This window comes from Rhodococcus sp. 15-2388-1-1a, assembly GCF_002259145.1.
Taxonomy (GTDB): Bacteria; Actinomycetota; Actinomycetes; order Mycobacteriales; family Mycobacteriaceae; genus Rhodococcoides.
This window is the reverse complement of record NZ_NPFP01000008.1, coordinates 363,196-375,755: the sequence shown is the minus strand read 5'-3', so window position 1 is coordinate 375,755 and position 12,560 is coordinate 363,196. Positions and strand designations below refer to the sequence as shown.

The window sequence follows — 12,560 nt, the reverse complement described above, 5'->3', positions numbered from 1 at the left end:
AAGACAGCTGAAACTCAGTCGAAGACGATGACCTGACGGATCGCGTTACCGTCGGCCAATTCGTCCATGCCGCGGTTGATCTCGTCCAACGTGATTCTCGACGAGATCAGCTTCTCGACGGGAAGCCGTCCCTCACGCCACATCTGGGCGTAGGTCGGGATGTCGCGTGCAGGCACCGCCGAGCCGAGGTAGCTGCCGATGATCGTGCGCGCCTCCGCCACCAGGCCCAGCGGCGAGATGGATGATCGGGCGTCGGGTGCGGGGAGACCGACGGTGATGGTCTTGCCGCCGGGAGCCGTTGCAGCGACGGCAGTTTCGAAGGCTCGGGCGTTGCCGGCGGCCTCGATGACGATATCGGCCTTGATTCCCTTCTCGGCGAGCTCGGCCGGCGAATATACCTGCGTTGCACCCAGATCGGTTGCGGTGGAGAGCTTGTCCGGGACCCCGTCGACTCCGATCACCTCACCGGCACCCACCGACACGGCCGTCAGAACAGCTGCCATGCCGACGCCGCCGAGGCCCACCACCATCACCGACTGCCCGGGCTTCGGAGTACCGGCGTTGAGCACCGCGCCGCCGCCGGTCAGTACCGCACAACCGAGGACTGCTGCGATGTCGGCCGGGATGTCGTCCTCGACCGGCACCACCGACTTTCGGCTGACCACCGCGTGTGTGGCGAATCCGGAGACTCCGAGGTGATGCTTGACCTCTTCCCCGTCACGGTGCAACTTGATGCCGCCGCCGAGCAGCGTCCCGGCATTGTTCGACGCACTGCCGGTGACGCAGGGCATCTGGCCGTCGGTGGCGCACCCGGCGCATTCGCCGCAGCGCGGGAGAAACGTCATGACGACACGAGTGCCGACCGCGATGTCGTCGACACCGGGGCCGACTTCCTCGACGCGGCCTGCGGCCTCGTGGCCGAGCAGCATCGGGACCGGACGAACTCGATTGCCGTCGACCACCGACAGATCCGAGTGGCACAGCCCCGCGGCTTCGATCCGGATCAGCAGTTCGCCGTCTCCGGGCGAGCCGAGCTCGAGGTCGGAGACGGTGATGGGATGCGAGTCCGCAAAGGGACGAGATCGGCCGATTTCTTCGAGTACTGCGCCGCGAATCTTCATCCCGCCAGACTATGCGGCTCCGCTGCAGTGGTGTGGAAAAGTGCCGTGGGGGGCACTCAACTGCACCACTGCGCGTAGCGCACTACAGCGGCAGACGCGGCCTGAGCAGGTGCGCAACCAGTGCCGTCCACCCGGTTTGGTGCGTGGCCCCGAGTCCCTCGCCGGTGTCCCCGTCGAAGTACTCGTTGAAACTGGGATGCCGGCTCCACAGTGGGTCGAGGCTGGATTCGATGCGCTCGCCGTCCGCGGGTCTCTTGCCGTCGACCGGTCGGAACAGTCCGGCGAGACCGTTGTCGATCAGATCGGCGGCGTCGGTGAGGGTGCGGTGGTTGCCCGAGCCGGTGGGGATCTCGATGGTGAACGAGTCGCCGTAGTACCGGCCGTAGGCGCGGAGCTTGTCGGCGAGCAGCACGTTCACCGGGAACCACACCGGGCCGCGCCAGTTGGAGTTGCCGCCGAACATGCCGGTGCGCGACTCCCCCGGCTCGTATTCGATGGACAGGCTACGGCCGTCGACGTCGAACGTGACCGGTTCTCGGTACGAGGCCGAGAGCGAACGAATCCCGAAGTGCGACAAGAACTCCTCGGAGTCGAACATGCGGGCCAGGATGCGCTTGAGCCGCTCGGGCTGTACGAGCGTCAGCAGCATGCGCACCTCGCCACCCTCACGCCGAGCCAGCAGCGGGCTGACCATCTCCGGCCGTCGACGCTGAATCCAACGCAGGCGGGCGGTGAGGTCCGGGCATTCCTCCTCGACCCACGGCGGGATCTCGGTCGCCCCGAGAATCGGAAGCAGACCCACCATCGACCGAACCCGCATCGGTACCGCATCGCCCTCGGGTTGCACGAGGACGTCGTAGAAGAAGCCGTCCTCCTCGTGCCACAGCGAAATGTGTTGAGAACCGAACGAATTGACCGCCTTCGCGATCGAGAGGAAGTGCGAGAAGAACTTGGTCGCGACGTCGTCCCAGGCGCTGTCGTGCCGCGCGAGTTCCAGTGCGATCTTGAACATCTGCTGGCAGTAGAACGCCATCCAACTCGTCGCGTCGGACTGCTCGAGCCGGAAGCCGGGAGGCAGCGGTGCCGATCGGTTGAACAATCCGATGTTGTCCATACCGAGGAATCCACCCTCGAAGATGTTCGAGCCCTCGGAGTCCTTGCGGTTGACCCACCAGGCGAAGTTGAGCAGCAGCTTGGTGAACACCCGCACCAGGAACTCGCGATCCCGGTAGCCGTCGATGCGGTAGACGTGCCATGCCGCCCAGGCGTGCACGGGTGGGTTGACGTCACCGAACTCCCACTCGTACGCGGGCAGCTGGCCGTTGGGGTGCATGGCCCATTCCCGGCACATGAGCACCAACTGCTCCTTGGCGAAATCGGCGTCCACGTGCGCCAACGGAATCGCGTGAAAAGCCAGGTCCCAGGCCGCGAACCACGGGTACTCCCACTCGTCGGGCATCGAGATGACGTCGGCCAACGCCAGGTGACGCCAGTGCGCATTGCGCCCACCCGGGTTCTGCCTCGAGTCCGGTGCCGGAGCACCGACCTTGTCGCCCTCGATCCACTCCTCCACGTCGTATCGATAGAGCTGTTTGGTCCACAGCAAGCCCGCGTAGGCGCGCCGCGCCACGTGCCGGTCGACGTCGGTGAGGTCGGAGCCGATCACGGCGCCGTAGAACTCGTCGGCCTCGGCCTGGCGATCGACGTTGACGGCATCGAACCCGGCCCCGAACGTCTGCTCGTCCGGTCGGTTGGGCGACAACCGCAGTCGGACCGATTCCGTTGCACCGGAGGCGATGTCGTCGAAGCGGTACCAGAACGCAGCCTTCGTACCGGTCTGCTCGGGGTTGACCGCATCGAGCTCCCCGTCGACGACCCGGCGGCCGATGCCGTCCTTGGGGTAGGCCGAGATGTTCTCCTGCCCCCACAGGGCTTCGGCATTGGTTTCGTTGTCGCAGAACAGAACTACCGGCGTTCCTTCGGCGCTGAGGTAGTAGCGACCGAGAAATCCGTGGTCGACGGCGATGGCTTCGAGTCCACCTGCCATGAGGTCCGGCGGGCTCAGCTGCGCCAGTGTTCCGCCCCGCTCGTCGCGTCCCCAGGACCAGGTGTTGCGCAACCACAGGTGCGGCAGAAGGTCGACCGATGCCGCCTCGGGGCCGTGGTTGGTGATGGAGATGGTGATGCAGATGTCGTCGGGTGAGGCCTTGGCGTACGTGACCTGGACGTCGAAGAATCTGTTCTCGTCGAGAATGCCGGTGTCGGCCAGCTCGTATTCGCGGTCGTCACGCCCGCGCCGGGCATTCTCTTCTCGCAGGTGAGCGTAGGGATACTCCGCGTGCGGATAGCGGTAGAGCCATTGCATCCAGCTGTGCGTCGGCGTTCCGTCGACCGCCCAGAAGTACTCCTTGACGTCCTCGCCGTGATTGCCCTCTTCGTTGGCGAGACCGAACAACCGTTCCTTGAGGATCGGATCCTTGCGATTCCACAGTGCGAACGAAAAATTCAGGAACCCGAAGCGGTCGCAGATTCCCCCGATACCGTCCTCGCCCCAGCGGTATGCCCGTTTGTGTGCCTGATCGAACGGGAACGACGCCCAGGCGTTTCCGTCTTCCGAGTAGTCCTCGCGCACTGTGCCCCACTGCCGTCCCGCCAGGTACGGACCCCACTGACGCCACGGGCCGCTGACTCCGGGCGATTCGGCCAACCGATTGTGTTCGACGGTCGACGGGGTGGGAACGCTCACGGGATTGGTGGTCACAGCACACAGTCTGGTCGTTGGCGGTCAGCGATGCACGCCGACATTGGCCGCAAGGTATCCGACGCGGCGCTGCACCGCGGCGATCTCGCGGATCCCGTCGGTGAGCAGACTCCGTTCCAGCGGCGACAGATCGGCCATGATCAGCACATCGCCGGGGCGGTGGCCCGCTGTGATCTGGTCGATCTGATGCGACAGTCGGAGCCGCTGCAACAGGGCGAACACTTCGGTCAGTGTGGCGACATCGCGTTCGGAGAGCATGCCGTTGCCCGACGCCGCGGCGAGCCGCGCGGGGGTGGAGGACGAGGCGATGCCGACCGACAACCCACCCCACCGAGCGAGGTTGACGATGGGAGTCAGTGCATGGGCCTTGAGGTCGAACGTCCCGCCTCGCCGAGCCAGCACGTCTCGCAGCGAACGCAATCGGGCGCGGCCGGCGAGCGCGTCACGCAGTTGCAACCGCAATGCGTCGGGGTGATCGAGCAGGAGTCGACGGTAGGCCTCGGGCACGGTGTGCAGTTCCCTCGGGCCCCACACCACTCTGCCGTCGATCATCAGCGAGGACATGATGAGGCCCGAGTCCTCTGCCGGATTGCCACGTTCACCGAAGGGGTTGCTGAGCCAGTGGGCCGCGGCCCTTTCCCATTGACCGGCAGAGCGTGCGAATCGGGGCGAGCTCGCAACCGCGCCGTTGCTGTCCGACGGTAGTCCGGCAGCGTCGAGGCTCACGTGGACGCGAGTGGCCAAGTCCATCAGCGCCTCGTCGCGGGTCCACGACACCGCGTTCGATTTTCCTCGTACATCCGGGTCGGCGGTGGCATCCGCCCAGGTCAATGCACTGTCGACGTCCGAGGAGGGCATGGCTTCTCGACGTGCCACGCTGCCGAGAGTGATCCAGGCGAAGTGGTCACGCGGCACGTCCGGACGTGCGGTCCATTCGATCTCGACGGCCCGGCGGACGAGGCTGTCGACCACGACGGAGAGAATCGCGCTCACCGCCATCGCATCGGTTCCGCCCTTGAACAGATCCACCACCAGGCGGGGCACGAGTCTGCCTGCGTCGGCGAGTTCGGCGGGGGTCGACGCCGATGCCACAGCTCGGCGGACCACAAAACTGCGTCGGGTGGATGCGGCATGCAGATCCGAATCCTCGACGACGCCGAGTACCTCACCGCGGGTCGACACCACCGGCATGTGCCGCAAGCCTCGCTCGAGCATGTCCATCAGCACGGTGCCGGCCAACCGGTCCGCCGTGACGGTCTCGGCGGGCGACGTCATGACCTGCTCGATCGGAGTATCGATGCCGATACCGGCGGCCACCACACGAATTCGGAGGTCGCGGTCGGTGAAGATGCCGTGGCGCGATCCCCGGAGCGGAATCAGAACGTACGAGCTGCCCTGCTCGGTCATGTGCCGGACGGCATCTCGGACCGTGGTTCCGACAGGCGTGAACACCGCAGGCGTAGAGACCAATTCACCGACGGTCCGGCCGGCACTGCCCTCCACCGGTCCCCCACGGTATGCAGAGGAGGAGTTGACGGCATCGGCCAGGAACGCCAGACCGGTTGGCGTTGCGAACAACGGCCGAACCAGCGCACCGGGCAACTGCAGGACGACAGTCGGTTCGGTTGCCCGCGCGCAGAATTCGACGGTTCCACCCGAGAGCAGCGCCGAGAATCCGAACACCCCACCGGGACCTATCGTGTCGATGGGAACGTCGGTGCGCGAGGTGTCGTCCGGGTGCGTGATCACCACGCGTCCGGTACGCACCACCCACACGGTGTCGGCATCGGCCGAGGCGTCCATCTGTGGACGGTCCACAACCCATGCGCCACTGCCGTACTCGCGTTCGACGGCTGCTGCGGCCATCTCGGCCAGCACTGCCGGTGGCGCGCCCTGAAACGGTGGATGCGCGCCGAGAAAATCGGCCGTCTCCTGTCTATCCGCCACGGATCAGGTCGGCGCATTTCTCCGCCATGGTCATCACCGTGATGTTGGGATTGACGTACGGCAGCTTCGGCATCGCCGACGCGTCGACCACTCGTAGGTTCGAGATGCCCTTGACGCGCAACTCGGGATCCAGCACGGCCATGGTGTCGTCCACCGAGCCCATCCGGGCAGTGCCTGCCGGGTGATAGACCGTGTTGTGCGTCTTGTGCACGTAGTCGAGCAGATCGTCGTCGGTGACGGCCTCGGGTCCGGGGGCGAGTTCGCGTTCGATCCACTCGGCCATCGGTCCGTCGGCTGCTATTCGACGAGCCAGCTTCAGACCGGCAAGCATCACCGCGTCGTCGTGGCCGTCGGGGTCGGTGAAGTAGCGCGGGTCCACCTTCGCCCGATCACGAAAGTCTCTGCTGCGCAGGCGAACAGTGCCACGCGAGCGCCCCTGGGTCACGTTGGGCGTCAGGCAGAATCCGTTGTCGGTGGTCGGGTAGCCCCATCGGAGGGTGTTCATGTCGAACGGCACACTGCCGTAATGCATCATGACGTCGGGATAGTTCAGTGAGGAGTCGGTCTGCGCGAACACACCGATTTCCCACCATTGCGAGGACGTGGTGACCATGGGCTTGCTCGCCTCCCAGAACACCAGCCCTTCGACGTGGTCGTCGAGGTTCTCACCCACTCCGGGCGAGTCGACTCGCACCGTGATGCCCATCTCGCGGAGCTGGTCTGCCGGTCCGATTCCGGAGAGCATCAACAGCTTCGGCGTGTCGATGGCTCCGGCGGTCACGATCACCTCGCGGCGCGCGGACACCGTGTCGTAGCCGGTGAGATCGGGACGTTGGTACCGAACTCCGGTCGCAGTGCGCGATTCGTCGATCAGAATCTCGCTGATCCAGCAGTCGGTACGCACCTCCAGGTTCGGGCGCGAGCCGATGATCGGGTGCAGGTACGCATGCGAGGTCGACATCCGCGAGCCGTCCTCACCCGCATTGATCTGGAACCAACCGGCACCGTTGAGTACGGGCGTTCCGCGGTTGAATGCGACCGTGGGAAGACCTATCCCGGCGGCCGATTCGAGCACTGCCGCACCGCACGGATCGTTCGGTGGCACGTCGCGGATTCGCACGGGGCCGTCGTGGCCACGGCCGGTGTCGTTGTTCTCCACTCGCGCCACGAACGGCAGGATGTCCGACGCGCCCCACCCCGTCGCGCCCGCAGCGGCCCAGTCGTCGAGGGTTTCCGCAGGCGGGTGAAAGGCGATGCAGGAGTTGTGCGAGGAGCAGCCACCGAGCACTTTCGCCCGCGCGTGCCGCATGAAGCTGTTGCCGCGCTCCTGCGGTTCGACGGGATAGTCCCAGTCGTAGCCGGAGTCGAGCAGATGCATCCACTCCACCAGTTCGAGAATTGCCTTGTCGCCGACGTCGGTCGGACCTGCTTCGACGAGGCAGACACTGACGGAGGGGTCCTCGCTCAGCCGCGCAGCGAGGACACACCCCGCCGTCCCGCCACCTGCGACGACGTAATCGAACTGGGTGTCTGTCACTGCACGCTCCTTCTAGTCGCCCGTGGAGGCATGTGATTTCAGAGTGCCGATGTGCTTGCGTCCCTTGACTGCGTACCACAGCAGGCCTACGCCCAGGATGCCGCCGATGTAGACGAACGCACCGAACGTGTTGTACCAGGGGGTTCCGTACACGGCCTCGCGTGGCCATGCGAGGTTGATCGCCATCCCTGCGCCCCACACCACTGCCGCGATGTTGACCGGCAGGCCCCACCTGCCCATCGTGAAGTACCCGCCGGGCTTCAGATCTGCCGGCGGCCACTCACCCTTGACTCGTTTGACCAACAGCGGCCCGGTGACCATCAAATACGCGAGGTAGATCATGATGATCGCGATCGAGGTGAGGACCGTGAAGATCTGCGGCTGACCGATGTTGACGACGAGAATGACGATGGCCAGCACGCCGATGGTCACTGCGGGCACCACCGGGGTCTGGGTCTTCGGGTTCACCTTGGCCAGACTCTCACCGAAGGGCAGCGCGTTGTCTCGCGCCATGGCGAACGTGAGCCGGATCGCCGCGGTGTGCACTGCCAGTGAGCAGACGAAGACCGCGATGACGATGCAGATGAGGAAGACGGTGCCCAGCGGGCCCCACATCACCGATTCGACAATCGACTGCAGGCTGCCGTCGGGGCTGCCGAGCGAAGGATCGTTCAGGTCCGGCGCGGCCATGACGGCGAACACCAGGATGGCTCCGCCGATGACGAACGACGCGAGGATGGCGCGAAAGATCGCTTTGGGGGCGGTGCGGCGAGGTTCGACGGTTTCTTCCCCGAGCGAGCTCGCGGTGTCGAATCCGTACATGACGTAGCCCGACGCCAGCGACGCGACCAGGAAGGCACCCAGGTAACCGCCGCTCTCACCGGCACCGTAGCCGTTGGAGGAGAAGAACACCTCGGGCCCGCGAGTGATGTTGGCGGCGAGCAGGATCGCGATGAGGACGGCCGCAATGAGTTCGATGAACACACCCGCACTGTTGATCATCGCCATCAGTCGAACGCCGAGCGCGTTGATCGTGGTGGTGATGGCGATCAGGATCGCACCGAGCAGCACTGCGTTGGCCGCGAAGTCGGTGGCACCCGAGCCGTCACCGATGATCTGGAATCCGCTCCAGATGCGTGGCAGATTCAGCTGTAGAGCGAGGGCAACGGCGGCCAGTGTCACGATCGATGCCGTGAGCATCAACCAGCCCGCCGACCAACCGACGATCCTGCGGCCCAACAGCTTCGCCCAGTTGTACACCGATCCCGCCACCGGGTATTTCGCGGCCAGCTCCATGAAGCACAGTGCCACGCAGAGCTGACCGACGAAGACCGCAGGCCACGACCACAGGTACGCCGGCCCGGCGGTCCCGAAACCGAAGTAGAACAGCTGGAACGTGCCGGTGAGAATGGAGATGTAGCTGACGCCCGCGGCGAAGCTGGCGAATTTGCCGAGACTTCGATCGAGAGACTCCTTGTAGCCGAAATCGTCCATCCCGCTCGAGTTGTCGTTCAGTATTGCCATGCCTGTGGCCTTTCCCATCGTGCTCTATCGGGTACCGAACCACCCCGCCGCCGTGGGTGAGGTGTTGTGCCAAATATGCTTCGCTTCTTGATATTCGGACATTCCGGACGGGCCGAGCTCGCGTCCGTTCCCGGACTGTTTGAAGCCGCCCCATTCCGCGGCCGCCGTGTAAACACCGAAGTCGTTGAGCCACACCGTGCCATGGCGCAGCCCACGTACCATTCTTTCGCCTCGTGCGGCGTCGGATGTCCGAACTCCCGCGGCGAGACCGTAATTCGTATCGTTGCCCAACAGCAGTGCTTCGGCCTCCGTGTCGAAGCGCTCCACAGTGAGTATGGGCCCGAATGTCTCCTCCTGCACGATATTCATGGACCGATTGCAGTGGTCGAAAATCGTCGGTAGGAAATAGCTACCCTCGTCCAGAGCCGAATTGTCCGGTTTCGTTCCGCCGATGACCAATGTTGCGCCCTCCTCGATGCCGCCCGCGACGAAAGCTTCGATCTTCTCGCGCTGCGCCTGCGACACCAGTGGACCGGTCTCGCTCGCCGGGTCCATCCCAGGACCGATCACGATGGTCTTCGCGCGTTCGGCCACGGCTGCGACGAAGCGGTCGGCGACCGATTCTTCGATGATGAGTCGAGTGCCGGCCGAACACACCTGACCCGAATGCAGAAAGACTCCGGTCAGGACGTTGTCGACGGAGTCTGCGAATGCCTGATCGTCGGCCACCGCGTCGGCGAACACGATGTGTGGATTCTTGCCACCGAGTTCGACGGCCACCTTGGTGACATTCTCGGCCGCAGCGGCCAAGATGTGCCGGCCCGTCGCCAGTCCGCCGGTGAACGAGATGAAGTCGACGTCACGGTTCCTGGTGAGCGCGTCTCCGAGAACCGCCCCGCTGCCCTGCAGCAAGTTGACCACACCGGCCGGCACTCCGGCTTCTTCCACCAGCTTGGTGAACGCGATGGTGCTCAGCGGAGTCACCTCGCTCGGCTTGAGCACCATCGTGCAGCCGGCCGCCAGAGCGGGGGCGATCTTCCACGAGATCTGCAGCAGCGGATAGTTCCACGGTGCGATCATCACGCAGACGCCGATCGGCTCGTGGACCACGCGGCTGAGGATTTCGGGTCGATCGACGTCGATCAGGCGATCTGCCTGCACCACTGCGAGATCGGCGTAGAAGCGGAAGACCGACGTGACATCGTCGATGTCGATTTCGCTCTCGCCGAACGTCTTACCGGTATCGAGAGTCTCGATACGCGCGAGCTCGGCCTTGTCCCTCTGGAGCAGATCTGCGATGCGGTTCAGCAGATCGCTGCGCTCGGTCACCGTCACCGAGCGCCACGGCCCGTCGTCGAACGCCGCCCGCGCCGAGGCCACCGCGCGCAGAGCGTCGTCCGGCGTGGCCTCGTCCACGACGGCAACCGTGCTGCCGTCCGCGGGGTTCACGATGTCTCGGGTTCCGCCGTCACCGGATCCCTGCCACTGCCCGTCGACGAACAACGACGGCCGTAGCGAGGTCGGGTCGAATACTGCATCGGAGTCGGTCACTGAAACTCCTTCTTCCGTCTGGGGGTCGGGTCGTGTGTCTACGCTATGCCCTCAGCGGCCGATGACTCCATCGATCCGTTCGCGAACCGCGTGTTGCTGCGGGACATCACACAGAACTATCGTCCTCGCCGACGTGCGGTATCGGCCCCGCACATTTCGTGCTGCGATTGTCGAACATGCGACGGCACTGTGCAGCGCAGCGCATTACGGTGGGAAACATGACTATCGAAGATGTGGGCGGCAGACGAACGGTGACGGCGGACGAGCTTCTTCTCCTGGTGGGCGATCACCTGCTCATCGAAGAGGGCGTCGCGACCGGGTTCATCGAAAGCGCAGGCCAAGTTGCCGAGAGCGTAGCGGTGACGGTGACCGATGGCGTCGACGGAACCACGACGACCGAGCGGGTTTTCCTTCCCGATGCCGAGGTGACCATCGAACCCGCCGATCGCGGACGTGCCCCCGTCACTCTGTGACGACAGGAGAGTCCCTGCTCAGAAGTACATTCATGTAACTCGAACAACTCTGCTCACACCAGTCACACTGGCACCGAACTGAGCTAGGGTGGCGGAAACCCGTCACCGCTCGGAAGGACGTCAGTAGTGCGACAAGGCCGAGTACACCCGACCGTTCGCGGTGCTGTCGTGACCTGTGCCGCTGTGCTCGCTGTCGGTTTCGGCTCGATCACGGCGACGGCCGAGCCCGCGGCGTCGGCCCCGGTAACCGTCGCCGAGACGGTCCGGTCGGCCGACGCAGAGCAGTACAACGACGCGCAGGATGCGTTGGTGAAGGGTCGCTACGACGACGGTTTCGCCGCCCTCGACGCGCTCGCTACTGCCGCCCCGGACGACGCCAATGTGGCAGCGCTGCAGACGTTCTATGCCAACGCGACCGTTGACACCGATGCCCGTGCGCAACACTCGGCTCGTCTACGCACCCTGTCTCCCACCCTCGCCGACGCAGTCGATCGAGCGATCGCAGTCATCGACGACGCCGCAACGGAGACAATCGATTTTGCACCGACCACCGACGGACCCCGCACTGCGATCGTGGTACTCGGTCTGGGCCTGAACGGCGACGGCAGTATGGCCCCGGAGTTGGTGGCACGTCTCCGCTCGGCCGTCGCCGCGGCGGAGCGCTCCCCCGAGTCCCCCATCATCGTCACCGGTGGGAACCCGCAGAGCGGCATCACCGAGGCCGACGCGATGCAGCAGTGGCTCGTCGACGACGGCATCGCGGCCGACCGCATTCACACCGAAACGACCGCGAATTCGACGGTGCAGAACGCACAGCGCACCACCGCCCTGGCAGCGGAGATCGACGTCGAGAATTTGGTCCTGGCCACGACTTCCAGTCACCTGCGGCGAGCGATCTCCGACTTCGAGATCGCCGGTGCCGACGTGATCGGTGCTGCCACATCCACCCCCGACGATCTCCCGGACCTACCTGCGCTCGCTCCGACAGCGCGGCTGGGTATGACCGTCGACGCCACCAAGATCCTCGGGATACCGCGCACCTACTGACGCATCCACCCGCGTAGCACCGACTCCGTCCCGGCATCGAACATCGCCCGACGAATCTCGTCGTCGTTGGCGGTGGGCATCGCCAACTCCAGCGACACCAACCCGTGCACGATCGCCCAGAACGAGTGGCTGATCAACTCGACCGACGCCCCGGCCATGGTTCCCGCCGCGACTGCGCTCGCCACCGCTGACCGCAGCGGGTCCATCGCTGCGGAAGCACGTTGCGCCTCTTCGGATACATCGACCGAACCGAGCACACCGCCGAACATCACCGCGTACAGATGCGGATTACGTAGTGCCCAGTCTCGGTACGAGGCGGCGAGTTCCCGCAGATCGACCTCCGGATCGCCGCTGACCGGAACCCGGCGCTGCGCGTCCCCGAAACTCGCGAACGACGTGGAGAACAGAGCTACGAGCAACTCGGCACGTCCGCCGAACAGCGAGTAGATCGCTGTCGTCGAGGTGCCCTGCGCGGCCGCGAGTTTGCGCAGTGACAACGAGTCGACACCCTGGTGCGCAACGGTTTCCGCCGCGGCCTCGAGGAGCCGGGTGCGCAACTCCGCATCGTGAATTCTTGGTCTCGCCACTTGCGGAACCTA

9 protein-coding genes are annotated in these 12,560 nt (G+C 65.1%); 2 read left to right on the top strand and 7 right to left on the bottom strand.

Annotated elements, in window-relative coordinates; genetic code table 11:
* Window positions 1-14: 14 nt before the first annotated feature.
* From CH302_RS06265 to CH302_RS06240, 6 genes are all read right to left on the bottom strand, one after another.
* Window positions 15-1,121, bottom strand: a complete 1,107-nt coding sequence (locus CH302_RS06265; protein WP_037189550.1) for an alcohol dehydrogenase catalytic domain-containing protein — start codon at window positions 1,119-1,121, stop codon at window positions 15-17.
* An 82-nt stretch (window positions 1,122-1,203) separates the two neighbouring features.
* Complete coding sequence (locus CH302_RS06260) at window positions 1,204-3,882, bottom strand: MGH1-like glycoside hydrolase domain-containing protein (RefSeq protein WP_230596222.1); 2,679 nt, start codon at window positions 3,880-3,882, stop codon at window positions 1,204-1,206.
* 24 nt (window positions 3,883-3,906) lie between these two features.
* A complete protein-coding gene (locus tag CH302_RS06255; RefSeq protein ID WP_176460666.1) occupies window positions 3,907-5,748 on the bottom strand; it encodes a putative nucleotidyltransferase substrate binding domain-containing protein in 1,842 nt (613 codons plus the stop codon).
* Window positions 5,749-5,818: 70 nt separating this feature from the next.
* Window positions 5,819-7,366: a GMC family oxidoreductase gene (locus CH302_RS06250; protein WP_037189552.1), complete on the bottom strand. Its 1,548-nt coding sequence runs from the start codon at window positions 7,364-7,366 to the stop codon at window positions 5,819-5,821.
* Window positions 7,367-7,378: 12 nt separating this feature from the next.
* Window positions 7,379-8,890 carry an APC family permease gene (locus CH302_RS06245; RefSeq protein ID WP_037190132.1) on the bottom strand — a complete coding sequence of 504 codons (1,512 nt, stop codon included), beginning with the start codon at window positions 8,888-8,890 and terminating at the stop codon, window positions 7,379-7,381.
* Window positions 8,891-8,914: 24 nt separating this feature from the next.
* On the bottom strand, window positions 8,915-10,393 hold the full coding sequence (locus CH302_RS06240; protein WP_371828437.1) for an aldehyde dehydrogenase family protein: 1,479 nt from the start codon (window positions 10,391-10,393) through the stop codon (window positions 8,915-8,917).
* Window positions 10,394-10,659: 266 nt separating this feature from the next.
* Here CH302_RS06240 and CH302_RS06235 point away from each other — a divergent pair, with 266 nt between their 5' ends.
* Entirely contained in the window at window positions 10,660-10,914 is a 255-nt protein-coding gene (locus CH302_RS06235) for a hypothetical protein (protein WP_032378219.1), read from the top strand.
* A gap of 168 nt (window positions 10,915-11,082) precedes the next feature.
* Entirely contained in the window at window positions 11,083-11,961 is an 879-nt protein-coding gene (locus CH302_RS06230) for a YdcF family protein (protein ID WP_141216604.1), read from the top strand.
* On the opposite strand, the gene CH302_RS06225 is transcribed toward CH302_RS06230, so the two are convergent.
* Window positions 11,955-12,548, bottom strand: coding sequence for a TetR/AcrR family transcriptional regulator (locus CH302_RS06225; RefSeq protein WP_037189553.1), 594 nt, complete (start codon window positions 12,546-12,548; stop codon window positions 11,955-11,957). The two genes, CH302_RS06230 and CH302_RS06225, sit on opposite strands and share 7 nt — an antisense overlap.
* Between the last annotated feature and the right edge of the window lie 12 nt (window positions 12,549-12,560).